General features: G+C 60.3%; 28 protein-coding genes. 19 read left to right on the top strand and 9 right to left on the bottom strand.

Going from position 1 to position 24,692, the window contains the following annotated elements; genetic code table 11:
• Positions 1-220 (bottom strand): transposase (locus Q352_RS0112680; protein ID WP_373280120.1); only part of this gene is annotated, 220 nt, incomplete at its 3' end.
• Between the two features lie 217 nt (positions 221-437).
• Here Q352_RS0112680 and Q352_RS24305 point away from each other — a divergent pair.
• The 9 genes from Q352_RS24305 to Q352_RS0112630 all read left to right on the top strand — a co-directional run bounded on the left by Q352_RS24305 (position 438) and on the right by Q352_RS0112630 (position 4,379).
• A complete protein-coding gene (locus Q352_RS24305; protein WP_276324992.1) occupies positions 438-572 on the top strand; it encodes a hypothetical protein in 135 nt (44 codons plus the stop codon).
• Positions 572-718, top strand: a complete 147-nt coding sequence (locus Q352_RS23420; RefSeq protein WP_156952543.1) for a hypothetical protein — start codon at positions 572-574, stop codon at positions 716-718. Before Q352_RS24305 ends, Q352_RS23420 begins: the two co-directional genes overlap by 1 nt.
• 19 nt (positions 719-737) lie before the next feature.
• Entirely contained in the window at positions 738-1,049 is a 312-nt protein-coding gene (locus tag Q352_RS0112665; protein ID WP_156952542.1) for a hypothetical protein, read from the top strand.
• A 21-nt stretch (positions 1,050-1,070) separates the two neighbouring features.
• A complete protein-coding gene (locus Q352_RS20970; protein WP_051528925.1) occupies positions 1,071-1,439 on the top strand; it encodes a YfdP family phage-associated protein in 369 nt (122 codons plus the stop codon).
• A 34-nt stretch (positions 1,440-1,473) separates the two neighbouring features.
• Positions 1,474-2,319, top strand: a complete 846-nt coding sequence (locus tag Q352_RS0112655; protein WP_028499670.1) for a DUF2303 family protein — start codon at positions 1,474-1,476, stop codon at positions 2,317-2,319.
• Between the two features lie 201 nt (positions 2,320-2,520).
• On the top strand, positions 2,521-3,189 hold the full coding sequence (locus Q352_RS0112645; RefSeq protein ID WP_028499669.1) for a putative quorum-sensing-regulated virulence factor: 669 nt from the start codon (positions 2,521-2,523) through the stop codon (positions 3,187-3,189).
• On the top strand, positions 3,186-3,662 hold the full coding sequence (locus tag Q352_RS0112640; RefSeq protein WP_028499668.1) for a hypothetical protein: 477 nt from the start codon (positions 3,186-3,188) through the stop codon (positions 3,660-3,662). Before Q352_RS0112645 ends, Q352_RS0112640 begins: the two co-directional genes overlap by 4 nt.
• Positions 3,659-3,976 (top strand): hypothetical protein, encoded by a 318-nt coding sequence (locus Q352_RS0112635; protein ID WP_028499667.1) that lies wholly within the window; start codon positions 3,659-3,661, stop codon positions 3,974-3,976. The genes Q352_RS0112640 and Q352_RS0112635 overlap by 4 nt, the downstream gene beginning before the upstream one ends.
• Before the next feature lie 148 nt (positions 3,977-4,124).
• On the top strand, positions 4,125-4,379 hold the full coding sequence (locus Q352_RS0112630) for a pyocin activator PrtN family protein (protein WP_028499666.1): 255 nt from the start codon (positions 4,125-4,127) through the stop codon (positions 4,377-4,379).
• A gap of 116 nt (positions 4,380-4,495) precedes the next feature.
• On the opposite strand, the gene Q352_RS23415 is transcribed toward Q352_RS0112630, so the two are convergent.
• From Q352_RS23415 to Q352_RS20965, 3 genes are all read right to left on the bottom strand, one after another.
• On the bottom strand, positions 4,496-4,990 hold the full coding sequence (locus Q352_RS23415) for a HEPN domain-containing protein (RefSeq protein ID WP_156952541.1): 495 nt from the start codon (positions 4,988-4,990) through the stop codon (positions 4,496-4,498).
• 9 nt (positions 4,991-4,999) lie between these two features.
• Entirely contained in the window at positions 5,000-6,166 is a 1,167-nt protein-coding gene (locus Q352_RS22850) for a DUF262 domain-containing protein (RefSeq protein ID WP_169735653.1), read from the bottom strand.
• 260 nt (positions 6,167-6,426) lie between these two features.
• On the bottom strand, positions 6,427-7,833 hold the full coding sequence (locus Q352_RS20965) for an integrase (RefSeq protein ID WP_036386221.1): 1,407 nt from the start codon (positions 7,831-7,833) through the stop codon (positions 6,427-6,429).
• 107 nt (positions 7,834-7,940) lie between these two features.
• Here Q352_RS20965 and dusA point away from each other — a divergent pair, with 107 nt between their 5' ends.
• Complete coding sequence (gene dusA / locus Q352_RS0112615) at positions 7,941-8,987, top strand: tRNA dihydrouridine(20/20a) synthase DusA (RefSeq protein ID WP_028499665.1); 1,047 nt, start codon at positions 7,941-7,943, stop codon at positions 8,985-8,987.
• A gap of 136 nt (positions 8,988-9,123) precedes the next feature.
• A complete protein-coding gene (locus Q352_RS0112610) occupies positions 9,124-10,158 on the top strand; it encodes an ABC transporter substrate-binding protein (RefSeq protein ID WP_169735652.1) in 1,035 nt (344 codons plus the stop codon).
• A 46-nt stretch (positions 10,159-10,204) separates the two neighbouring features.
• Here the strand turns inward: Q352_RS0112610 and xseA are convergent, their stop codons facing one another.
• Both xseA and Q352_RS23410 read right to left on the bottom strand, forming a co-directional pair.
• On the bottom strand, positions 10,205-11,551 hold the full coding sequence (gene xseA, locus Q352_RS0112605; RefSeq protein WP_028499663.1) for an exodeoxyribonuclease VII large subunit: 1,347 nt from the start codon (positions 11,549-11,551) through the stop codon (positions 10,205-10,207).
• Positions 11,552-11,646: 95 nt separating this feature from the next.
• Positions 11,647-11,859 carry a hypothetical protein gene (locus tag Q352_RS23410; protein ID WP_156952540.1) on the bottom strand — a complete coding sequence of 71 codons (213 nt, stop codon included), beginning with the start codon at positions 11,857-11,859 and terminating at the stop codon, positions 11,647-11,649.
• A gap of 52 nt (positions 11,860-11,911) precedes the next feature.
• Here Q352_RS23410 and Q352_RS0112600 point away from each other — a divergent pair, with 52 nt between their 5' ends.
• From Q352_RS0112600 to Q352_RS22350, 7 genes are all read left to right on the top strand, one after another.
• Entirely contained in the window at positions 11,912-12,517 is a 606-nt protein-coding gene (locus tag Q352_RS0112600; RefSeq protein ID WP_028499662.1) for a MotA/TolQ/ExbB proton channel family protein, read from the top strand.
• A complete protein-coding gene (locus Q352_RS0112595; protein ID WP_028499661.1) occupies positions 12,517-12,942 on the top strand; it encodes an ExbD/TolR family protein in 426 nt (141 codons plus the stop codon). The genes Q352_RS0112600 and Q352_RS0112595 overlap by 1 nt, the downstream gene beginning before the upstream one ends.
• The gene (gene lpxK, locus Q352_RS0112590; RefSeq protein WP_036386219.1) at positions 12,939-13,937 is read left to right on the top strand and encodes a tetraacyldisaccharide 4'-kinase; all 999 of its coding nucleotides are present in this window, start codon (positions 12,939-12,941) and stop codon (positions 13,935-13,937) included. Before Q352_RS0112595 ends, lpxK begins: the two co-directional genes overlap by 4 nt.
• A gap of 6 nt (positions 13,938-13,943) precedes the next feature.
• Positions 13,944-14,126, top strand: coding sequence for a Trm112 family protein (locus Q352_RS0112585; protein ID WP_028499659.1), 183 nt, complete (start codon positions 13,944-13,946; stop codon positions 14,124-14,126).
• Positions 14,126-14,890 (top strand): 3-deoxy-manno-octulosonate cytidylyltransferase, encoded by a 765-nt coding sequence (kdsB, locus tag Q352_RS0112580; protein WP_028499658.1) that lies wholly within the window; start codon positions 14,126-14,128, stop codon positions 14,888-14,890. The genes Q352_RS0112585 and kdsB overlap by 1 nt, the downstream gene beginning before the upstream one ends.
• Before the next feature lie 39 nt (positions 14,891-14,929).
• Complete coding sequence (adk, locus tag Q352_RS0112575; protein ID WP_028499657.1) at positions 14,930-15,586, top strand: adenylate kinase; 657 nt, start codon at positions 14,930-14,932, stop codon at positions 15,584-15,586.
• 144 nt (positions 15,587-15,730) lie between these two features.
• Entirely contained in the window at positions 15,731-16,822 is a 1,092-nt protein-coding gene (locus Q352_RS22350; RefSeq protein ID WP_028499656.1) for a glycosyltransferase family 4 protein, read from the top strand.
• Positions 16,823-16,851: 29 nt separating this feature from the next.
• On the opposite strand, the gene Q352_RS0112565 is transcribed toward Q352_RS22350, so the two are convergent.
• The 3 genes from Q352_RS0112565 to lgt all read right to left on the bottom strand — a co-directional run bounded on the left by Q352_RS0112565 (position 16,852) and on the right by lgt (position 22,491).
• Positions 16,852-21,153 (bottom strand): RHS repeat domain-containing protein, encoded by a 4,302-nt coding sequence (locus Q352_RS0112565; protein ID WP_028499655.1) that lies wholly within the window; start codon positions 21,151-21,153, stop codon positions 16,852-16,854.
• 228 nt (positions 21,154-21,381) lie between these two features.
• Positions 21,382-21,561 carry a cbb3-type cytochrome oxidase assembly protein CcoS gene (gene ccoS, locus Q352_RS0112560; protein ID WP_028499654.1) on the bottom strand — a complete coding sequence of 60 codons (180 nt, stop codon included), beginning with the start codon at positions 21,559-21,561 and terminating at the stop codon, positions 21,382-21,384.
• Positions 21,562-21,627: 66 nt separating this feature from the next.
• Positions 21,628-22,491 carry a prolipoprotein diacylglyceryl transferase gene (gene lgt / locus Q352_RS0112555; RefSeq protein ID WP_028499653.1) on the bottom strand — a complete coding sequence of 288 codons (864 nt, stop codon included), beginning with the start codon at positions 22,489-22,491 and terminating at the stop codon, positions 21,628-21,630.
• A 300-nt stretch (positions 22,492-22,791) separates the two neighbouring features.
• On the opposite strand from lgt, the gene ilvD reads away from it, so the two are divergent.
• Positions 22,792-24,654, top strand: coding sequence for a dihydroxy-acid dehydratase (gene ilvD, locus Q352_RS0112550; protein WP_028499652.1), 1,863 nt, complete (start codon positions 22,792-22,794; stop codon positions 24,652-24,654).
• Positions 24,655-24,692: the final 38 nt, after the last annotated feature.

The following is a 24,692-nucleotide window of genomic DNA, read 5'->3' as shown; positions in this document are numbered from 1 at the left end:
TTTCCAGCAAGGCATTCGCCAGCATGCGCTTGAGGCGCGCGTTTTCAGCCTCCAACTCCTTCAGACGCTTGGCGTCGGATACATTCATCCCGCCAAATTTGCTGCGCCACAGGTAGAAGCTTGCTTCCGAGAAGCCATGCAGCCGGCACAACTCCTTCACCGGCAGACCTGCCTCCGCTTCACGCAGGAACCCAATGATCTGCTCTTCTGTATACCGTATTTCATGCCCAATCTCCCTCACCACTAGGATTGGACTCTAGACCAGCGTGCTACTCAAATCCGGGGGGACGTCGGGCCCGGTGCAAGCCACGGTCAAGGCGAGGCGCTGACTGTGGCGGATTAGCCGTAGGAAAACGTCTAAGCACAAAACGTGTTGACAATTAAATCACAAATCGTGTTGAATTGAAAAACACAAAACGTGCTTAGGAGTTGTCGACATGGCTATGATCATCCTGCTGTTGACCGATGAGCTGGTCGGCGAACTGTGCCGCACCGGCTGGGTCATCAAGGCCCCGGTTTTCGTCGGCCGTCACCGCCGCCCGGTCTTTCCAGCATTCAGGCGGGTGAGCTGATGAAACGCCTCCTGCTGGCTACCGGCCACGTGCTCGCGCCCTGCGCCTTGAGCCTGCTGCGTGGCGCCATCGCTACCGCATTTTTCTTTGCCGCGTGTGCCGTGGCAGAGCTTGCCCACGCGGTCCCGCGTGTTGGCGCTTTTTGACCCCCTCAAGGAGCTTTCAATGCCTCCCGTTTTGCTAATCGTTGGAGAGCAGGGCAGTGGCAAGACCTGCGCTGCGCGGGTCGCTGCCCAGATTGCCGAGCAGCACCACCACGCCGTGGCGCAGGTGCTGGATGGTGAGGTCCCTGCCCGCAAACCCGTCACTGGCCGGCAGGCCCATGCGCTGCTGATCGTGACCAAGTGTCCTGACAGCCGGGCACGGATCAAGGCGCACCGGGTGATCCACCTGGACCGTTTTGCCCGCTGGCCTCGCGGCAAGGCGCTGACCTTTGCCCTGCGTGAGACCGTCGACGACTGCCTGACCACCCGTTAACCCACCCCGAAGGAGCAACACATGCGCAACGCAACCGAGCAACTGGCCGACATTCGCGGCGGCCTGATGATGGCCGAGCTGACCGAGACCCTGGCCGAGGTCGTCAACGCCTCGCTCGCCACCGGCAAGAAGGGCGCCGTGTGGCTGAAGCTGGATATCAACCCGGCCAGCAAGGGTGACGCCGTGGTGACGGTGACCGACGAGATCAAGAAGACGGTGCCGCAGGAGAAGCGCACCGGGACACTGATGTTCGCCACGCCGTCCGGCTCGCTGCAGCGGCAAGACCCGCGCCAGGGTGATCTGGAACTGAAGTCCGCACCGGCCACCACACCGACGCTGCAGGCCACCCCTGCTGAATCCCCGACGCTGCGCGTCGTCGGCGGCAACTGATTCTCCCACTACCAACCTGAAAGCACCCACGCATATGAACACCGAAAAGAACATCGTCGAATCTGCCCTCCAGGCTGCAAACAAACCCTTTCTGATCGACATCGCTGGCACGCCGGTCCTGATGCTGCCTGGCAGCGATGGCGGCTGGAACTATGACGAGCTGACGCGCTACCGCTGGGAACCGCTGCGCAAGACCGGCTCCGTGGTGCTGCACCAGCTCGACAGTCTGCTGGCATTCGTCAAGGAGCATAAGGAGGGGGGGACCCAACTGATCGTCGACGCAGACTACGGACAGGGGCGCACGCAGTTCAGGGCGGTGATCAACGGCCACACCGGTGCCGAACCGGGCTTTTGTGACTTCACCGCGTTGTACGCACCGTTGAAAACGGTCGACTGGTCGAACTGGTTGGCAAGCAACGGCAAGAAGATGGGCCAGGAGGAATTCGCCCGCTTTCTGCAGGACAACATTGCCAATATCGCCAGTCAGAACCCAGCCGATACCAGTCGTCAGTACCCGGCTGCTGCTGCCCTGCTGGAATTCGCCAGCAATCTGGAAATGACCAGCACCGTGCGCTTCCGCAGCAGTACCAGGGTGCAGAACGGTCAGGTGCAGTTCGAGTTCGTCGAAGAAGGCGACAACAACACCAAGGGCCGGCTGGAAATGTTCGAGCGCTTCGGCCTTGGCCTGCAGCCGTTCGCTGGCGGCGATGCCTACTTCATCGAAGCGTTCCTGCGTTTCCGCATCGACCGCAACAGTGGCGAACTCAAGCTCTGGTACGACCTGAATCGCCCGGACAAGGCACTGGAAAGCGCGACCGAAAAGATGATCGAGCGCATCAAGGCCGAGTCGGGCGTACCGGTCTACTTCGGCAAGGTGTGATCGTGTTCCTGCTGAGGCTGGTCTTCCTGTCCACCTGCGCCGGGTTTGACTTTGCTACTGGCGCGATAGCGGCGGTGGGCTGGGTCAAGGTCGCAGCCAGCCTCTTTTCCTGAACTCATGCCCGGCTCAAGCCGGGCCTACCGGATAGCTTCCACTCGGCTGCTATCCCGTGGGCCACGCCCGAACCACAAGGAGTCCTGTATGAAAGCCCTGATTTTCGACACAGAAACAACCGGCCTGCACGAGCCGCAGGTCATCGAGGCCGCGTGGATGCGTGTCACCAGCCTGGCACCGTTGCGCACCGAAGGCACCTATTGCCAGCGCTTCCGTCCGACGACCCCCATCGAGTTCGGGGCGATGGCTACCCACCACATCACCGACGACGACCTCGAACACTGCCCGCCGTCGGCCGACTTCCGGCTGCCGGACGATGTGCAATATCTGGTTGGCCACAACATCGACTTCGACTGGAACGTCATCGGCCGCCCGGCTATACGCCGGATCGACACGCTGGCACTGTGCCGCGCGCTATGGCCCGAAACGGACTCGCACAAGCAGACTGCCATGCTGTACATGCTCAACCCGCGATTCGCTAGGCAGTACGCCGCCGATGCTCACAGTGCCGCTGCGGACGTCTTCATGCTGGCACACCTGCTGACCCACATCCTGGACCGCCTTGGCAATCCGGCCACGCTGGACGAGCTGTGGCAACACTCGGAAGCTGCCCGCGTGCCGCGTACCATGCCATTTGGCAAGCACAAGGGGGAGTTGATCGCCGACGTGCCTGTTGATTACCGCCGCTGGCTGGCCGGGCAGGGGGATCTGGATCCGTATCTGCGCTGCGCGCTTGAGCAGGCAGCACTGGCATGACACTTACCGCCAATCAGGTGAAGCCAGGCCCGCACTGGGTTCGGCTGACGCCGACTGCCGGCTGGATGCTGCTGGTGATTGAGCAGCCAGGCGCGTTGCTGTACGGGCTGGGTCAGGTTGAGTTTGTGCCGATTCGGGTACCGGGTGCCGACGAACCGGGGCCGGAGCTGGCAACCGCTCAGACGGCCGCGAACGAGGACACCGCTTACAACGCATGGTTCCAGTCCAAACAGAGCACTGCATGCGATGGCATGCGGCAGTTCGGTAAGGATGCATGGAATGCGAGTGCCATGCTCGCAGTCGTGCCAGTGGCACCACAGACCATCCAGTGCAACGCCTGCGACTGGGTCGGCAGCAGCGCCGATGCTCGCTATCTCGGTGGCCGCGCACCGCTCGGTCCGTTGTGCCCTGAGTGCGGTGAGACGACCGGGCCTGCGGACGACATCATCAGCGGGAAAGGTGGCGTGGTATGACCGATCACACCTACGCCGGCCACACAGCCAAGCAGATCAGGGCGGTATGCACGACGGGGCCATGGCCTGCACTGGTGGCTGTAGTGGCGCCGCCTGTTGTCATGACCATGCTCGACCGCATCGCTGAACTGGAGAACAGGCCCGCACGCCGCCGGCAGCTGTTTGACCTTATCGAGCAGCAGGTCGAGCAGATCGCCAGCTTGCAGGCACAGATCGCCTCGCTGGAACCGGATGCGGAAAAGTGGCGGCAGTTTCATAGTCGACTGACCCGGGCACTTGGTGGCTCACGCGCTACGACGGGGAGCCAGAAATGACCGACCGCCGCGACGTGCCGCACGGCACCGATCCAGAGCCCTGCTGGTACTGCGGCGGGACGGGGGAGGATCAGAGGCAACCTTGCCCGAACTGCCAAGCCTCCGAGCCTGGCGAGCCATCCTCAGCCAATCCGTTGAAGGAGGGATGATGAATACAACGCTATTGCTTATGGCTCAGTTCGAGAAAACCGTCATTCCGCTGGATGCGATCTGCGAACAGTACTTCAGCCTGTCACCGGCGAAGGCTAGGCGGCTGGCCGGGCTCAATCAGCTACCGGTACCGACGTTCAGGTTGAACAACAGCCAAAAGGCCCCGGTTTGCGTGCATGTAGATGATTTGGCAAGACATATTGACCGACAGCGTGAAGCAGCTAGGAACAGTTGGGAAAAAAGTCAGTTATAGTTATAAAGATATATTTAATATTTCCTAAAAAGGCCCATGAAAGAGGTGCAATATTATTGTTATGGGTATAACTCAGTAATCTCTGTCAAGTGAACGGTTTTTTGAAATATTCTAGGTTAAGTACGGGTTTTTTTCTCTTTTGGTATTTGTGGTAAATTTAACATTTCATCAATAAAATCAATGGCTTTGTTTGCTTCGGAAAAGTACTCTGTAACTCGGGCAAGTGAGATGGAACTTGTGCGGCCATGGGCAATGAGATGACGATTTGACATCAGAGAATCAATGGCGCTCTTTACCTGCTGATTGCCCAGGAAAAACGAATCCATTTCCCTTCCCCATTCATCACTAAAATACCTAAGTGTATTTATGAATTTCTCTGCTTTTGGATTCTGAATACTATCAAGGTCACGAACTACATATGAACAAATTTCTCGCGTGGCCTTGTTTTGAACGTGGGAAGTAAGAACTAATCTAAGAGCTACTTCGATATATCCAGCACAGGCAATGCAGGCGTAGCGGCTCCAGTGTCCAATTCGCTCCGTTTCGTCTAGGGGGATTGTCTTTCCTAACTCAAGTATTCGAGCAATACGATCTCTCTCTCGATGAAGCATCTGGAGACCTCACTTTTTTGCGAAAACTTCTGTGGCAATTTTTAGACGATCGGAGGTGACTTGCACGTTGCTGGTTGAGGCAAATATAAAATCTTTAAATTCGTTGTGAGTAAAAAGTTCAGTATATAGCTCACCAAGACGACTAGAGTCGTGATCGATTCCATTTTCAAGTGCACGGGCTAATCCTACTGTGCAAGCTTCGAAAGCTGCAACATTAAAACTTCTAACTGGTCTGAATAAGCGCTCAGGGACTGCCGCTGCAAAACGGGTTATGATTTCTGAAAATAGTTCGATCAGAACTTCCCACTCTTTTGGATCTCTATGTTGATTGTTTTTTGCATAAATATTTAAAAATTCTGACATTGGCTTTTTATACTTGCTGGCTTGTTCATACATCGCAAAGAAGCGAAGAATAAGCTCTTGGTCTTTCATTCTGTCATTTTCTGGGCCAAATATTTTTCTCCACTTGGGGAGAGAATTTGCAGTCTTTATTGCATCTATAACACTACCATGATAAACAGCTGTTCGAATCTCTTGAGGAGTCAATCGGCGCCCTCCACTGTTGAGGCGTCCAAAAATGTGATACATGCTAGTATCACCATCATTGGGACTGTCCTGTTTTACAACCGTCGCATGAAGTACACTGTTGTTAAGATTTTCTCTATCTGCCTCATTTAGGTCAGTATAGAGTGATCCATTATAAGGTTTCTGAACCCCGGTTAGACGGAATAGGCGATTTGTTGTGGAATCTTTCTTGGGCTTAAAATATCCATCAAAGAAGTACAGTAGTGACAATAAACGCTGCTGGCCGTCAATGACATACATCTTCCCACTGTCGGCTTCTTGAGCCAAAAAAATTCCAGGAACAGGTAATCCAAGCAATAATGATTCAATGAACCGTGATGATTCTGGCAGTGACCAAACGAATTTGCGCTGAAAGTCAGGTATTATGATGGCACGCCGTTTAATTCTTTTTACAAGACCTTCAACATCAAAATCGACGCCGTAGCTAGTAATGTCGTAGTGAAGAGGGGGCGCCTCGCCACTCTCGCCATTATCCTCATCTTCATCTTCATCCTCCACCTCATCTACATCTGGCTCGTTATCGGGAATATTTCCTTCAAACTCTAAAGCTGAGTTCAATTCTTCAAGCTGATCGTTGTTAGTTGATGTCACAGAAAACTCCATTGTTATAATGGTTAGAGCTGCATGCTTATCTAAAACTAAATGCAAGCACAGGTGGGGTATTCGATCTAAATCTGTTTTAGTGAGGCAGTACTGCTTTCTAATACCGTTCCATGATCTGAATATTTCCTGCCCAAGAGAAAACCCATTCAGCATACTGCACCACGTGGTGGGTTGTCATGCTGATATGTCGCATACACGGACGGCGACCTTAGATCTATAGGTTGGTATCAATGGAGGCTCCCCCGCCGTTAGCCTACAGTCTCCAACATCTCCAACAACTCCGGCGCAAATAAATCCATCCTCCCTCTACGCCCGATCTTCCCCGTCTTCACCCGGTGCCTGATGCTGTTGGCTGTCGTCGCCTCCGGCAGCCAGTCGGCACCGCTGGCAACCTCGAACAGCCTGCCATCCTCCCGGAACAGCACAAAGCGGTTCTCTCCCTCAAACGCTGCGGCAAACACAATCTCGACGCCGGCGACGTCCTTCGGGCGCAACCCGTAGGCGTTCAGCACGTCAGCCTGGCAGGACCACTCACCCAGGTAGCTGCCATGGTCCTCGCCGTTAGCTTCCGGCAGTGGCTCCTTGGCTGCGATCGGCGCGCCGAATCGGTCATGCAGGGATTCCGGTCGCAGCTGCGTGTACCGCTTGAGGTTGTTCCAGCTCCGGTGTCCCGACACCATTGCCACTTCCTGAATCGACAACCCGGCCTCGAATAGCCGGCTGATGCCTTCATGGCGAAGATCGTGGAACCGCAGGTCGTTAATATTGAGATCGACGCAGGCCCGCTGCCATGCTGCGGCGACCGAGCGGATGTTGTACGGGAAGACGCGGTCCGTATCTCGTGGCTGGGCCTGGACCAGATCCCAGGCTTCGCCGAGCAGCGGCACCCACTGATCGTTTGTCGCCTTGTTGCGTGGGTCCTTGCGCTGACGCACCAGGATCAGCCGGCGCTCTTCGTCGAGGTCGTCCCATAGCAGGCGCTCGATCTCGGCTGCGCGCATGCCACTGGCGATGGCGAAGCGGACGATATCAACATGGGGGATGAAGGACTTGCTCGTGCTTTGCCGCAGTTCGAGCCAGGCAAAGATGCGATCCAGTTCGTCGGGAGTAGGGCGCCGGTCGCGGGCGCGGCTTTTGCCTATCAGTTGCAACTGGTGCAGCGTGGCCATGGCGTCGTCCACGGCCTGTGCCGAGACCGGCATGCCCCAGACCCGCTTGGCGTGTTCGAGTACCGACTTCATGTAGCTGACGTCGTGCAGTACCGTTGCCGGGCCGGCGCCTTCTGCCTGGCGGTCGCGGCAATGCTGGATGACGTCGCGCGTGTCGAGGGCCAGGGCTTCCTTGTCGGCGATGGGGCGGGCCAGCAGGCTGTCGAGTACGTAGCCTTTGGTCCGACCGATCTTGCCGTGCGGTTCGAGCTCGGCCACGTAGCGGGCGATTAGCGTGCCCAGGGTTGCCTTGGCCATCTTGCGCCTGGCGATGGCGCCGTGCCCCTTCAGTTCGAGTTCCAGCCGTGCAGCCCAGTCTCGCGCCAGCCGTTCCTTGGGAAAGCTGCGGGCTTCGCTGAAGACGATCTTCCCACCCTGCTTGACCCTCACTTGAGCACGGTAGGATAATTCTCCGTTTGATTTCAAATGCTTAGTTATCGTCGCCATGCGAAGTGATTCCGGTGCTACGAAGATGCGTTGATCGGTGCTACAGCACCGAAAAGTAGCACGGAATGTAGCACCGAAGCGACGAAAACCGGCAAAAACAGGTAGAAATGGACAGCAACAAGATCGCTGCAGACAACGACAAAACCCAGTCAGGGCAAGGATTTTCCGGCCAGCTCCCGCCCCGCCACGTTGCCGTGGCGCCGATGCTGGACTGGACGGATCGTCATTACCGTGCCTTCGCCCGCCAGATCAGCCGCCACACCTGGCTATACACCGAAATGGTGACCACCGGTGCCCTGCTGCATGGTGATGTCGGCCGCCATCTGCGTTTCGATGCCTGTGAACACCCGCTGGCGCTGCAGCTTGGCGGTTCCGAACCGGCTGATCTGGCGCATTGTGCGCGGCTGGCCGAGACCTGGGGTTACGACGAGGTCAATCTGAATGTCGGCTGTCCGTCCGAGCGCGTGCAGCGCGGGGCGTTCGGTGCCTGTCTGATGAAGGAACCGACGCTGGTGGCCGATTGCGTGAAGGCGATGCGCGATGCGTGCAGCCTGCCGGTCACGGTCAAGCATCGCATCGGCGTCGACAAGGTCGACAGCTACGACTTCGTGTCCGACTTCGTCGGCGAGGTCGCGGAAGCCGGTTGCCGGACTTTTATCGTCCATGCACGCAATGCCATCCTCAAGGGACTGTCGCCAAAGGAAAACCGCGAGGTGCCGCCGCTGAAGTACGACTACGCGTACCGGCTCAAGGCCGAGCATCCCGAACTGGAAATCCTGATCAATGGCGGCATCCGCACCCTGGACGAGGTCGACGCGCATCTGGCGCATGTCGACGGCGTCATGATCGGCCGTGAGGCCTATCACAATCCCTATCTGCTGGCCGGCGTCGATGCCCGCTATTACGGTGACGACCACCCGCAAGCGGATCGCTGCGACATCATCGAGCGCTTTATTCCCTATGTGGATGCCCATCTGGCGTCCGGCGGGCGGGTGCGCGATATTGCCCGGCATACGCTGGGCCTGATGACCGGCCTGACCGGCGCGCGCCGCTTCCGCCAGATGCTGTCCGATGCGACGCTGCTGAACGGGGCCGACAGCGGCCTGTTCCTGCGCGCCCTCGACAGCGTCCGCCACGCGCGGACCGGCGCGTGATCCTTTCTGGCCGGGCGTGTCCCGGCCTGTCTGCCGCCCTCGCGCACCTGGTGCGCGGGGGCGGTTGTCCGTGGCGCATGGCGCCGAACTGTGGAGGTGAATCGAATTGAAGAAACTGGCCTGGTTGTTGACGCTCATGTCCGCCACCGCTCTGGCGGGAACCGGCGATGTGCTGCATCTGTACAACTGGAGCGGCTCACTGTCGCAAAAGATACTCGACGATTTCCAGCGGCAGTGCGCCTGCCGCGTGGTGCAGGATTTCTACGGTGACAACGAGGAGATGCTGGCCAAGCTGGCCAGCGGCGCCAGGGGTTACGACATGGTGTTTCCGTCCAGCTTCGTGATCCAGGCGATGGCCAGGCAGCATCTGCTGCTGCCGCTTGACCACGGCAAGCTGCCGAACCTGCGCAATGTGGCGCCGGCCTATCTGAACCAGTCATACGATCCGGGCAACACCTATACCGTGCCGACCGTGCTCAGTCTGACCAGTGTCGGCTACAACGTCGAAGCGCTGAAAAAGCGCGGTGTCGATGCCGGCAGCTGGGCAGTGATCTTCGATCCAGTGGTGCTGGCGAAGATCAAGGGCAAGGTCACGGTGCTGGACAGTTCGCGCGAAGTGTTCGCGGCGGCGCTGATGTACCTGGGCATCGACCCGAACACGCGCAATCTGGCCGACTATGACAAGGCCGCTGCGGTGATCCGCAAGGCCAGCCCTTACTGGGCGACGTTCTCCAATGCCAGTTACCTGAAGGAGCTGGCGGTCGGCAATATCTGGGTATCGCTCGGCTATTCGACCGAATTCTTCCAGGCGCAGGAAGATGCCCGCGCAGCGAAGCGCAAGTTCAGCATCGGCAATGTGCCGCAGCGCGAGGGCAATGAACTTGGCGTCGACACCATGGCGATCCTGAAGAGTGCACGCCGCCCGGATCTGGCGCTGCAGTTCATGAACTTCATGCTGGAAGGCCGCAATGCGGCGCAACTGACCAATCTGAATGGCGCGACCAATCCGGTCAGCACCGCCGCGGCGTTTTTCCGGCCGGACCTAAAGGCGAATCCGGTCATCAACCCGGCGCCGGCCACGGTGCGGCAATGGACGGTGCTGCGCGAGCTGGAGCCAAAGGAGCGGCGCTATCTGACCCGGCTGTGGACCCGGGTCAAGGTGGGTTCGTAAAGCAGCAAAACGAGGGCGGGTGCTGCATGCATCCGCCCTCGTTTCTTTACAGCGGCAGCTCGTGCTGGCGTGGCGGATGGCTGATGCGCGCATCGACGCTGCCGTGCGCCAGCCGCAGCGTGACCCGTTCGTTTTGTGCCAGTTGCGCCGGGTCGGTGGCGGCGTGGCCATCAGCGGTCTCGACAATGGCATAGCCGCGTGCCAGTACCGCCGCCGGGTTCAGGGCTGCCAGCTGGTCGGCCAGCCGGGCCAGCCGCTGGCGGTGTGCGTCCAGCAGGCCGTTGCGGGCACGGGTCAGCGCGGCGGCATCGCGGGTGAGCCTTTCGGCGCGGCGCGGCAGGTCGGGGCTTGCGCGGCGCAGCCGCTCTCCAAGTCCGTCGACCCGTTGTCGCGTGGACGCCAGCCGCGAGCGGATCAGCTGTTCCAGCAGCCGGCCATCGGCCGCCAGCCGCTCGCGCTGCTGGTTCAGTCGTGCACCCGGGTGGACCAGCCGGCGTCCAAGCTGGTCGAGCCGCTGTGCGGCGTTCTCCAGCCGGCGACGCAGCGCATGGTCGAGGTGACGACGCAGCTCCGCCAGCCGCGCCAGCATCGCGGCCCGGTCGGGGCTGGTCAGCTCGGCGGCAGCGGTAGGTGTCGGGGCGCGCAGGTCGGCAACGAAATCACAGATGGTGAAGTCGGTTTCGTGACCGACGCCGCTGACCACCGGCAGCGGACAGGCAAACACCGCCCGCGCCACCCGCTCATCATTGAATGACCACAGATCCTCGATGCTGCCGCCGCCCCGGCACACGATCAGCACATCGACTTCCTGGCGGGCGCCGGCGGCCTCGATGGCGGCGACAATCTGCGCCGGTGCGGCCTCACCCTGAACCTGGGCCGGGTACAGGATCAGCGGGATGCCCGGCGCCCGGCGGCGCAGGGTGGTGACGACATCGCGCAATGCGGCTGCGCGCGGCGAGGTCACGATGCCGATGGCGCGCGGGTGGGCTGGCAACGGCTTTTTGTGACGATTGTCGAACAAGCCCTCGATCGCCAGCCGGGCCTTCAGCTTCTCGAACGCTTCGAACAGCGCGCCCAGCCCGGCCTGGCGCAGCTCGGCCAGATTGACCTGGTAGTCGCCGCGCGGTTCGTACAGGGTGACCGTGCCGCGCGCTTCGACCCGCATGCCTTCCTTCGGTACAAAACCCAGCTGGGACAGGCGGTTGCGGAACATGACGGCACGGATCTGCGCGCGTTCGTCCTTCAGCGAGAAATAGGCATGACCGGACGCGGCCAGCGTCAGGTTGGAAATCTCGCCGGAGATCCACAGGGCCGGCAGGCCGGACTCCAGCAAGTCCCGGGCCAGGCGGTTGAGTTCGGAAACACTGATGACATTGGCGTCCGGGAAGGGCACGGGACGATTCTCCGTTGTGTTGTCAAGTCATCCACAAGCTTTTCCGGCGCTGGCGCGGGGTGGGCTGGCCGGGAGGAATGGCAAGAGGGGCTTGTTCAAGTTGTTGATTTAAAACGATTCTGAAAAATTGCACACAAAACAGGCAAATCAACTGCAAGCCAGTATTGGCGCTGGCTGGAGCGGGGTGGGGGTACATTGCTCACAATGTTATCCACAGCTTTTGTGGATGACATGAAAAAATCCTTGCCGGACATGCATTTGGCTGCAATTTCACTTTTCAGGGAAATTTCTTCATGGTTGCCGGTCATCGCCGGCGTCGCGTAAAGTGTACCGTCTGCTAAAGCCCGGAGTCATGTACCCGTGTTGGCCATAATTGAAGCGGCCGGATGGCCGATCTGGTTTCTGATTCTTGCCTCGGTGATCGCGCTCGCCATCATCCTGGAACGGCTGTGGAGCCTGCGCGCCGCCGTGGTTGCCCCGCCATGCCTGCTCGACGAGACGCTGGACACCTGGCGCCGCCAGGGGGCCGATGACGGTCTGATCCGGCGCATGGCGTCCGGTGCGCCGTTGGCGCGCGTGCTGGCCGCCGGCCTGCGCAATGCCGAACAGCCGCGCGAAATCATGAAGGATGCGATCGAGGAGGCCGGGCGTGGCGTGTCGCCGGAGCTGGACCGTTTCCTGACCACGCTGGGCACCATCGCCGCCATGGCGCCGCTGCTTGGCCTGCTGGGCACCGTCTTCGGCATGATCGAAATCTTCGCGGCGCAGGGACCGGCCGGTGAAAACCCGATGCAGCTGGCGCACGGCATCTCCATTGCCCTGTACAACACGGCCTTCGGTCTGATCGTCGCCATCCCGAGCATGATCTTCTACCGCCATTTCCGTGCCCGTTCCGACCAATTGCTGCTCGACATGGAGCAGCAGGCGCTGCGACTGGTCGAAGTCGTGCATGCGGAGCCGCGCTGATGGACTTCCGTCGCGGTCGCCGGCGTGACGAGCCGGAAATCAACTTCATTCCGCTGATCGACCTGCTGCTGGTGGTGCTGATCTTCCTGATGGTGACCACCAGTTATTCGCGCTTTGCCGACCTCAAGCTGAACCTGCCGACCCTCGGTGCCCGGCCGGGCGTTGCCGCTACCGCGCCGCTGGCGGTCGGACTGGACGCGAAGGGCGAGGTCCGCATCGGCGATGGCAAGACGCTCGCCCTGCCTGACGCCGCCACGCTGTCGAAGTTGCTGACAGCGGCGGCAGCCGGCAACGCCGACCATCCGCTGGTGATCTATGCCGACGAGATGACGCCGCACCGCAATGTGATGCGGGTGCTGGAAGCGGCCCGCCTGGCCGGTCTGAACCGGGTGACCTTCGCCGCGACCGCGCGTCGGGCATCATGAGCCTGTCCCGCCTGATCGAAGCGCACTGGTATGCGCCGCACCCGGCATTGACCCTGCTGCTGGCGCCGCTGTCGGCCCTGTTTGTCCTGGTCAGCGGTGTGCGCCGCTGCGCGTATCGCCATGGCTGGTTGCGCTGCGAGCGCCTGCCGGTACCGGTGGTGGTGGTTGGCAACATCAATGTCGGCGGTGTCGGCAAGACACCGCTGACCCGCTATCTGGTCGACGCGCTGCGGGCGCAGGGCTGGCACCCCGGCGTGATCAGCCGCGGCTATGGCGGCAGTCACCAGGCGCCGACGGCAGTGACGGTGGACAGTGCGGCCGCTGAAGTCGGCGACGAGCCGCTGCTGCTGGCGACCACTGGCTGCCCGGTCTGGGTCGGCCGCGACCGCGTTGCCGCCGGACGCGCGCTGCTGGCGGCGCATCCCGATGTCGACGTGCTGCTGTCCGATGACGGGCTCCAGCATTACCGGCTGGCGCGCGATGTCGAGATCGCGGTGCTGGATGCCGCACGCGGGCTCGGCAATGGCTGGCGGCTGCCCGCAGGCCCGCTGCGCGAGCCACGGGGCCGGCTGGCGACGGTCGATGCCGTGGTGAGCCATGGCGCGGCGCGGCCGGACCTGCTGCCGGCCGGCGTGCCGGGCTTCGTCATGACACTGCGCCCCGGGCGTTTCTGGCAACTGGTTGCACCGGACCGGTACTGCGAGGCCGCCGATCTGGCCGGGAAGGACTGCGCGGCCGTGGCCGGCATTGGCCATCCGGAGCGTTTCTTCGCCACGCTGGCGTCGCTGGGCCTGCATCCGCGCCAGTATGCGTTTCCCGACCACCATCACTATGCCGACGGCGACATGCCCGATGCCGACGCCATCCTGGTCACGGAAAAGGACGCGGTAAAACTGCGGCAGGGCAAGGATGCTAGAATCTGGGCTTTGCCGGTTGCCGCCGTGATGGAACCCGATCTCGGGCGCTGGCTGGCCCGAACCCTCGAAGGACTGTGACTGCACATGGACGCCAAACTGCTCGAAATCCTGGTCTGCCCGGTTTGCAAGGGCCCGCTCGTGTTGCGCAAGGACGCACAGGAACTGGTCTGCAAGGGCGATCGCCTGGCTTTCCCGATCCGGGACGATATCCCGGTCATGCTGGAAAGTGATGCGCGCGAACTCGCCGCAGACGAGGACATCGGCTGATGTCGGCCGATTTCGTCGTCGTCATCCCGTCGCGGCTGAAATCGACCCGTCTGCCCGACAAGCCGCTGGCCGATATCGCCGGCAAGCCGATGGTGGTGCGCGTGGCCGAGCAGGCGGCGCGCAGCCGCGCCGGCCGCGTGGTGGTGGCGACCGATCATCCGCGCATCCTGGCGGCCTGCAGCGAACACGGTGTCGAGGCGGTCATGACCGCCGCCGACCACCCGAGCGGCACCGACCGGCTGGCCGAGGTCGCCGATCTGCTGACGCTGGCCGACGGCCAGATCGTCGTCAATGTGCAGGGCGACGAACCGCTGATCGAGCCCGGGGTGATCGACTGCGTGGCCGCAGCCCTGGACGGCAGCGACGCGCCGATGTCGACCGCCGCGCACCCGCTGGACAATGCGGCGGACTTCTTCAGCCCGAATGTGGTCAAAGTCGTACTTGACCGTCATAACCGCGCCCTTTACTTTAGCCGGGCACCACTGCCCTGGGCGCGCGACGCCTTTGCGACGGACCGGTCCGTGCTGCCGGCGGACCACCCCGCCTTGCGGCACGTCGGCATCTACGCCTACCGGGCGGGATTCCTGCGCCAGTACCGCGAGCTGTCCCCCGCACCGATCGAGAGCATCGAAGCCCTCGAACAGCTGCGGGTGCTGTGGCACGGCTTTCCGATCACGGTTGCCACGCTGACCGGCGCGCCTGCACCCGGCGTCGACACGCCCGACGATCTCGAGCGTGTCCGCCGGCTGTTCGCTGCCCGATGACACAAGAACACGATTGTCTTTTCTACGTTGGAGTCACACATGAAACTGATCCTGTTGGGCGCACCGGGTGCCGGCAAGGGCACCCAGGCCAAGTACATCACCGAAAAATTCGCCATTCCGCAAATCTCCACCGGCGACATGCTGCGCGCTGCGGTCAAGGCCGGCACGCCGCTGGGCCTGGAAGCGAAAAAAGTGATGGATGCCGGCGGGCTGGTCTCGGATGAAATCATCATCGGTCTGGTCAAGGAACGCATCACCCAGGCCGACTGCGCCAACGGTTTCCTGTTCGACGGCTTCCCGCGCACCATCCCGCAGGCAGAAGCCATGAAGGCTGCCGGCGTGAACATCGACTACGTGGTCGAGATCGACGTGCCGGACAGCGAGATCGTCGAGCGCATGTCGGGCCGCCGCATCCACCTGCCGTCGGGCCGTACCTACCATATCAAGTTCAACCCGCCGAAAGTGGCCGGCAAGGACGACGAAACCGGAGAAGACCTGGTCCAGCGCCCGGACGACGACGCGGCGACGGTCAAGAAACGCCTCGACATCTACCACGAACAGACCGAAGTGCTGGTCGGTTACTACTCCGACATGGCCGCATCCGGCGACAGGACCGCGCCGAAGTACGTGAAGGTCCCGGGCGTGGGTTCGGTCGACGGCATCCGTGACGCGATTTTCCGCGCGCTGGGTGCGTAAACCGCATCGCTGCCTGAAATACCCGGCCCCGTCTTCATGACGGGGTTTTTTTGTTTGTTTGCGGGGGCTGGCGCATCGTTTCATTGACAAAGCCGGCTGCCTGGCGACAAGGTAAAGAAGTCAGTTCCCGACCCGGAGCCCGCCATGGACACGGCGCTGTATACCCCGTCACCGGCCACGCCGCAGCAGCGTTGGCCGCTCCGTCGTCTCGGCTGGGTGGCGGAGGCGAGCGTGCCGGACCCGCTTGGTGTGCAGTCGGCCTGGCAGCAGGCGCTGACGCGGGTCGGCATTACCGTGGTGCCGGTCAGCCCCAGCCCCGGCGCCCGCTGGTGGCCGGCGGCATTGCGCCGGCCATGGCGGCTCAGGGGACTGTCGCGCGCCCACTGGCCGTGGCTGGGTGCGGCGCGCGAGATGGCCGCCACCCTGCGGGCGGAAAAAGTCGACAGCCTGCTGCTGGGAGGGGACGCGCAATCGGTCTGGCTGGGGCGTGCCCTGCATCGCGAGCTGGGGATTCCCTGTCTGTGGTGGGCGCGCACCGGGCTGGCCAGCCCGCCAGCGGACGGACAGGTGCTGTGCGACAGTTTCTATGCGCAGGCGCACTGGCTGGCTGCAGGTGGCGAGCCGGCCGCCGTGCTGGTGCCGCCGGCCATCGACCTGCTTCGCCACGACTGGCAGCCGCCGCGGGCCCGCAGCGGGGCATTCAGGCTGATGGCGGTCGGCCCGCTGGTCGCCGCCAGTGGCCACGCCACCCTGCTGGAAGCGATGGCAATGCTGGTCAAGGCCGCTTACCCGCTCCAGTTGCTGCTGATTGGCGACGGGCCATTGGCAGACGAACTGAAAAGCCGGGCTGACCAGCTGAATCTGTCTTCACGGATCGAATGGCTGCCATCAGCGCCGGCTGCGGCAGTGCGCACTCGGCTGCGCGGAGTCGATGCACTGATCGAGCCGGCATTGCTGCCGGGCAGCGGAGAGGCGTTGCTGGTCGGCATGGCGCAGGGTCTGCCGTGCGTGGCAACACGGATCGGTGCCGTGCCGGAGCGACTGCGTGAAGGTGTTGACGGTTTGCTGGTGCCGCCGGCCGATGCCGATTCGCTTGCCCATGCCATCGCACGACTGGTCGATTCGCCAGAATTTGCACTGGCACTCAGTTGCACGGCCAGGCGGCACATGGAGGACCGGCATGAAGCCAGCCGCGTGGCGGCACAGTGGGCCGACTGGCTGAAAAAAACCGGATGATTGCCCGGTGCGGGGCGGCGCATTGCCTGTTACACGGAGGATAGCGGGTATTCCAGCGTTTCCACCATCTTGCCCGTACGGTAGTCGTACTTGTACACGGGATGGATCAGGTGGTCACTGTGCTTCGTTCTGAAAACGTAGCCATAGGCATTTTGCCCCTGCAGGTAAATCCGGTACTGGGGCAGGTAGGTTCTTGACAGCGGGCCCCCTTCTTGCGGCGGCACCAGGGAAAAATACTCGCCTACGGCAATCTGGCTGCCATTGGGCTGGTTGAGGCAGGGGTAGGTGACGACGTTCTGATCGGGACTGATGCTGCTGATCAGCAGTGTTTCACTATTGCCATGATGAAAGATGGTGTAGGTTTTTGAAGTGGCTCTGGATGTGTCTATATAAGTGCATTCAGCGATGATTTCGTTGAATAAATAATACCGACAATGGACAGTCGTATATTTTTCCCCGGGGTCTTTTTCTATAGAAAGAATGGTGTCGCTGGCATCGTAGTAATAGCGTGAATTGATAAGATTGGCCGTTGTGCTGCTGGATTTTTTTATGGATGAAAAATTGGTTTCTCCTCCATAGTTGTAATTGGTTGTATAGGTCGTGGTGGGCTCCTTTGTTATTTCGGAAATAACATTTCCTTCACTGTCGGTTGTATAGCTGACCGTTGCTGGGTTCCCTTTGGGTTGCCCATTATTATCGATGGCTTGTCGGGTGATTTTGCTCAGGACGAATGCGTCTGTGTATTCATAGTTGATACGCAGCCTGCCTGTGGAATGTTCGGCATTGATTCCCATAATATTGCCTGATGTGCTGTAAGAGAAAAACTGGGATCGGATCCAGTGCAAGAACGGGTCCTGGAAATTGATGTTGCCGGATTTTTGCCACCGCGTCAGGGTCCCGGCTTTCGTGTATGAATAAAATTCTGACCATCTTAATGCATGTGTGCCACCTGTGGTGGTTCTTGCCTGCGTCAGTAAATTCATTCTGTTATAAGAAAATCGCTGTTCTAGAATGGGTGATGGGTGTTTTGAGCAGAAATTGGTTTTGCTTTGCAGCAGGTTGAACCAGGCATAAGAAAATTTGGTATGAATTTTTGCGAAGTACTGGGCGGGAGTGTCAGGGACAGGCATGATGGTTTTCTTGCCGTCGCCGATATGGGCGTAGGTGTCGAGATCCACCAGGTTTCCCGCTGCATCACGACTGTAATTGATGCGGGAATGGAGTTGGCTATTGATCAGGCACTCCTCCTGGATCAGGTGCCCCCCTTCGGACTGGTACAGATAGTTTTTGGTAACCGTAATGTTTTTTCTCTCGTCGTCAGGGTCAATCAGCCGGACGTCGGCCCTGATGGGAAGTCCTCGTATGGTAGAAAAAATATTGATGGAATAAGGCTGTCTTCTGGTAATATTTGGAGAAAAGTAATTGCCTGTTTCACTCGATAAATTATTGAATTCATCATAACCAAACAGCCGGGTATAGCTGTCGATGACATTGCTGGCGCTGGCTGGCAGTCCGCTGTCATGGAGAAATTTATAGGTCCGGTTTCCTGTCGGTGCGGGTGCCGGATTTTGCTGGGTGGGGCATGGCGTCACGGTTCTCGACGTCAACTGATTCAGTGCCGCATTATAGGTATATTTGAACACCCGGCCGTTGTTGATGGAGACCATGCTGGGCTGGGTCTGGATGCTGGAACCATCGTAGGAAATCCGGGTCGTGGCCTTGCCCACGATGGAACTGGTTTCACGGTCCAGCCCGTCATAAGTGCGTTGCCCCATGCTGGTACCGTCAACCTTGATCTCCGTGACCAGTGCCGCGGTCGTGTGCAGCGCATAACCATAGGTTTTGTTGCCGCTGATTTCTCCTTTCTGAGCCAGGACCCGCCCCAGAAAATCATAAGCATAGGTCAGCGTCTCTCCGCTGCTATGGGAATGGTTGATGAGGTTCCAGTATCCGTCATACAGAAACTGCTCGGTATCGCCATCGCTGCTCTTGTCTTTCCAGGTTGACGTGCTTGTGCGCCTGACGATCGCACCTTTATTGTTGTAGGTCGAGATGACGGTGCTGTTGCCTGGCTGGTGTGTGACACTGATCGTATTGTCGAGATAGTGATACGTGTAGGTATCGTTGCTGATATCCGGATTTTCCTGAAACAGGATCTCATCAAAAAGACTCCACTGGTAGCGCGTTGTTGCGGTCAGTTTGATCCTTTTTTCCAGGGTGTAATCGTAAATGATACTTTTTTCCAGTTGAAACAGACTGTTGTAGGTGTTTTCCGTCATCAGGTAGTCATGGGTTACGGGTATTCCCCCTTGCCCCGTCAAGGTCAGGCTGTAGCTTTCCGTCAGCGGATCGCCGCGGCTGTTCAATGTAAATGTCCGCTGAAAACGCTCCCGACTGTCCTGAGTATGCTTTATGCCAGTGGCTGGAAAATAGCTTGTCGTTATCGTTGCCCAGTCGTCCACTCCCGGTCCCCACGGCAATGTGGTTTTGGTCAGACGTCCCAGTGCGTCGTAGGTAAAAAAACGGGTCAGGTTGTTGTTGTCAGTCGATTGCGTGACATCGCCGCAATCGGCAGTGCGGACTTCCGTATGGAAATTTCTTGTCGGGGCTTCCGGTTTGTCATCGAACCCGATCCGGGTGGTCAGGATGGAGACGCTGTTTTGCGCAAGGCTAAAATTGACCGTGGTTGTTGTGACGCAGGGTGTGCTGTTCTCATACAGCATGCTGAATGTCGTTTTGATTCGTGAGCCATAGAAAGCCTCGGCCGGGTTTGTCTGATACTCGTATTCTTCTTTTGTCCAGTTGACAGGCATGACGCCTTTTCCCTGGCTGCGGGAGGACAGAACGGCTTCGCGCAGCTGAACCAGATTGGTGTTGGCAATGGCAATATAGGCATAAGTGTTGATGTGCAGATGATCAATCTTGCTGTTATAAGGGGAAAGGGTTTTTTCTCTCAGATAATTGATAAATCCGCCCGGATCGGGGGGGCAGAATATGGTACTTCCCTGGCTGGACCCGGTCGCCGGATAATAAGTGTATCTTTCTACCGTGCCGTCAGGATTAACGAGCATGGTAATATTGGAATCATTGTCGTAGGTGTACTGGGTATTTGATGAAATCTGCTGGAGCTTCCCCGTTTTGGTATTGTAGTCCTGGCGAATATTTTTGATGGTAACGGGCAGCATGAACGTGGGTGATTGGAAATTGATACCACTGTTTGCCACCAGCAGGTATTCATATGTGACAAGCTTTCCCGGTTTGGGGCTGGTCGGGGTATCTTCCGGCGCCATGGGCTGTTCGCTGGTCAGCAAATAGAATTTGTTATAGCTGTGTTGTATTTTCCTTTTTGCGGCTGTTGTCGCCTCGACGCTGAAAGTAAAGCTGTCTGGCAAGTCTTCCAGATTGTCGACATCGCTCTTCCAGGCGGTGACCAGCGGGTAACCGGTGTAGTTCTCGGTTGACCTTGCATAAAGGGTGCGGACAAAGGACTCGGCCAGATAGCTTCCTGACGTATCGAAGTCCAGTGTGCCGACGGCATACACACTGCCCGGCATTCCCGCTGGCGTACTTATGGCCTGATAGGCAATGATTTCGTGTTGCCGGCTTTCCGCAAGCGAGACAATGTCCTTGATGCACAGATAGCGTGTGTTGTGGACCAGATACTGGACGGCATAGAGCGTCAGCACATCGGTGCCCATTGTTGTCGTTACGCTGGTCAGCGAGCGGATTTTGCTGTCGGGGTCGGTCGCGGTGGCATAAGTGATGGAACCTCTGGGGGTGACCACGATATGGTTCTGGCCTGACCATTTGGTGGCGACCATGGCCCCCTTTCCGGCCCGGTTCTGGTTTTCATCCTGGATACTGAATGCCTTGTTGTCGCGCCAGTTGAAATAGATTTTCTTGCCATTGGGCGCGGTGATGGTGCGGAGTTTGTTATTGATCAGCTCCTCGATAAATCCGCTTTTGTAAGTGATGGTGTAGGCGCCGGGCCCGGTCATTGTGCAGTTGAAGGTCTGGGTCTTTTTGTACTGCAGCGTGACCGGGCCGTCACCGGTCGACTGGATGCGATAGCGCTGGCCATTGGCCAGCACCAGGGTGCTCACATTGTCTTCGACTTCGACCCGGGTCAGTGTCAATTCCCAGCCGACACCAAAGCCGTAATCATTGGCATTGAACTGATTGAAGCGCAAAGCCAGATCGAGCACCGGCCCCTGCAATTGGCAGGATGGCAGGCTGGCAAGGGGCAGGGTACGGATATACATGCCGGTGCAGGGCTCGACGCCATCGACTGTCCAGTCGATCATGTTGAATACATTCGAGTCGAATAACATGGTGCACTCCAGATGACACGGACCGGACGGCGGGCATGCAACAGCAGCCGCACGTCACAGCGGGCTGTGGCGAGGTTCGGAGGAGAAACCGGGATAAAGTGATGGACGGCCGGGAGCTGGCGTCAGCCATATCAACTTATGCCATGCGTCACGGGGAAGAAACGCGGATTGGCAACTTTCCGACGGGCGTCGGCGTCAATGTGGCGCGGGGATGGGGCCGCAGCAGACCTAGCGGTCGTGCTGGCCGGTGGTTTCGGTGTGCTCGGGCTTGTCGTCATCCATCAGTACGCTGTGACCCGGTCCTTCCAGATCGTCGAACTGGCCGGAGTGGGTCGCCCACCAGAACAGCGCGCCGATGCAGAACACCAGCAGGATGCTCAACGGAATCAACAGGTAAAGACTTTCCATGGCGACGATGTCCTGATCCGGGAACGGGATGGCCCGCCGCAGGGCGCGGCGGGCAGGTGAACGAGCTTAGCGCGAGAAGCTGTTGCCAGCCTGACGGTGCGCCCACTGCCACAGGGCGGCGCCGGCCACCACCATCGGCAGGGACAGCCACTGTCCCATCGACAGGTGCATGACCAGCAGGCCGAGGAAGTCGTCCGGCTCGCGGGCGAACTCGGCGATAAAGCGGAATGCACCGTAACCGATCAGGAACAGCGCCGAGGCGGCGGCGCGTGGTCGCGGACGTGCGGTATAGCACCACAGGATCACGAACAGCAGCATGCCTTCCAGCGCGAACTGGTACAGCTGCGACGGGTGCCGCGGCAGGGCGCCATACTGGGTCAGCCATTCATGCCATTGCGGATTGCCTGCTGCCGCGCGCAGATCCTCGCTGCGTGCCTGCGGGAACAGCATCGCCCACGGTCGCGACGGATCGGTAATGCGACCCCACAGCTCGCCGTTGATGAAGTTGCCGATCCGGCCGGTGGCCAGGCCGAGCGGTACCAGCGGCGCGACGAAGTCGGTGATGTCCCAGAAGCTCAGCCGGTGCTTGCGGGCGAACAGCGCGCAGGCGACCAGCACGCCGAGGAAGCCACCGTGGAACGACATGCCGCCTTCCCACACCTTGAGGATGCTGAGCGGATCGGCCAGGTAGTCGCCAAGCTTGTAGAACAGCACATAGCCGAGCCGGCCGCCGAAAATCACGCCAAGCACGCCCCAGAACAGCAGGTCGTCGAGCATCTTGCTGGTAAAGGCGGTGTGGCCTTTCCGGATGCGCAGATTGCCGAGCACGATGAAAAGAATGAATCCCACCAGGTACATCAGACCGTACCAGCGAATCGCCAGAGGACCGATGCTGATGGCAATCGGATCGAACTGCGGATGAGTCAGCATGCCTGAACCTTGGCCCTGTAGAGAAAGGCGGCATTATATAGCGGGAACTGCCGGTTTTTCGTTTCACCGGCGGAGACTTCCGGCCGCCCGCATTTCCGCGCACAATGTGGCGAGCTCGCAGGTACATCCACAGCCGTACCCAGGTTTCTCCCGCGACCCGACGCGCATGGCGCCGGGCCGGCCGGGCCAGCGCGCGCGGTGACCCCGACGCGACGCGACAGACAACAGAAACGGGGGCGCCAGGCCATCTGGCAGCCGCACCCGACTACATCAATTGCTGAAGGGAAAAGGGACAGCTCCATGCCCGCTTATCGTTCCAGAACCTCGACCCACGGTCGCAACATGGCCGGTGCCCGCGCACTGTGGCGCGCTACCGGCATGTCGGACGGTGATTTCGGCAAGCCGATCATTGCCATTGCCAACTCGTTCACCCAGTTCGTGCCCGGTCATGTCCACCTGCACAACCTGGGCCAGCTGGTCGCGCGCGAGATCGAGAAAGCCGGCGGCATCGCCAAGGAATTCAACACCATCGCCATCGATGACGGCATCGCCATGGGCCACGGCGGCATGCTGTACAGCCTGCCGTCGCGCGACCTGATTGCCGACAGCGTCGAATACATGGTCAATGCGCACTGCGCCGATGCGCTGGTGTGCATCTCGAACTGTGACAAGATCACCCCGGGCATGCTGATGGCCGCCTTGCGGCTGAACATCCCGGTCATCTTCGTGTCCGGCGGCCCGATGGAGGCCGGCAAGGTGCAGTGGGGCGACACGGTGCGCAAGCTCGACCTGGTCGATGCCATGGTCGAAGCTGCCAACGACCAGGTCAGCGACGAGGACGTCGACCGGGTCGAACGCAGTGCCTGTCCGACCTGCGGCAGCTGCTCGGGCATGTTTACTGCCAACTCGATGAACTGCCTGACCGAGGCGCTGGGCCTGTCGCTGCCCGGCAATGGTTCACTGGTCGCCACGCATGCGGACCGCAAGGAGCTGTTCCTCGAAGCCGGCCGGACCATCGTCGACCTGGCCCGCCGCTATTACGAGCAGGACGACGCGACGGTGCTGCCGCGTGCGATCGCCACCAAGGCCGCGTTCGAGAACGCCATGAGCCTGGATGTGGCGATGGGCGGCTCGACCAATACCGTGCTGCACCTGCTGGCCGCCGCCAGCGAAGCCGGCGTTGACTTCCGGATGGCCGACATCGACCGTATCTCGCGCCGCGTGCCATGCCTGTGCAAGGTCGCGCCGGCCACGCAGAAATATCACATGGAAGACGTGCACCGCGCCGGCGGCGTGCTCGGCATCCTTGGCGAACTGGACCGGCTGGGCAAGATCGAACGCCATGTGCCGAGCGTGCATGCGCCGACGCTGGGCGATGCGCTCGACCGCTGGGACATCAAGCGTCCGGGCTGCGACGATCGGGCGCGCGAGCGCTTCCGCGCGGCGCCGGGCGGGGTGCGCACCACGCTGGCCTTCAGCCAGAGCATGCGCTACCCGTCGCTCGACGACGATCGTGCCGACGGCTGCATCCGCGATGGTGCACACGCCTACTCGCAGGACGGCGGGCTGGCGGTGCTGTACGGCAATATTGCCGAACGCGGCTGCATCGTGAAGACGGCCGGGGTCGACGAGTCGATTCTGAAGTTCACGGGCCGGGTGCGGATTTTCGAAAGCCAGGATGCGGCCGTGGCCAGCATCCTCGACGAGCAGATCGTTGCCGGCGATCTGGTGCTGATCCGCTATGAAGGTCCGAAGGGCGGTCCGGGCATGCAGGAGATGCTGTATCCGACCAGTTACCTGAAGTCCAAGGGACTGGGCAAGGCATGTGCACTGCTGACCGATGGCCGTTTCTCCGGTGGTACCTCCGGCCTGTCCATCGGCCACGTCAGCCCGGAAGCGGCCGAGGGTGGGGCGATCGGTCTGGCGGAAGAGGGCGACAGCATTGAAATCGACATCCCGAACCGCAGCATCCGCCTGGTCGTGAGCGATGACGAGCTGGCGCGCCGGCGCGCCGCCATGGAGGCGCGTGGTGCCGATGCGTGGAAGCCGGTCGGTCGTGACCGGGTCGTGACGCCGGCCCTGCGCGCCTATGCGGCCATGACCACCAGTGCGGACACCGGTGCGGTGCGCGACGTCAGTCAGATCGAACGCGGCGTGCGCTAGAAAAAAGCCCCTCGCGGCGTTGTCGCGAGGGGCTTTGA

The organism is Microvirgula aerodenitrificans DSM 15089, from assembly GCF_000620105.1.
Lineage (GTDB): Bacteria > Pseudomonadota > Gammaproteobacteria > Burkholderiales > Aquaspirillaceae > Microvirgula > Microvirgula aerodenitrificans.
The sequence above is the reverse complement of the archived record's forward strand: the minus strand, read 5'-3'. Positions and strand labels throughout refer to the sequence as shown.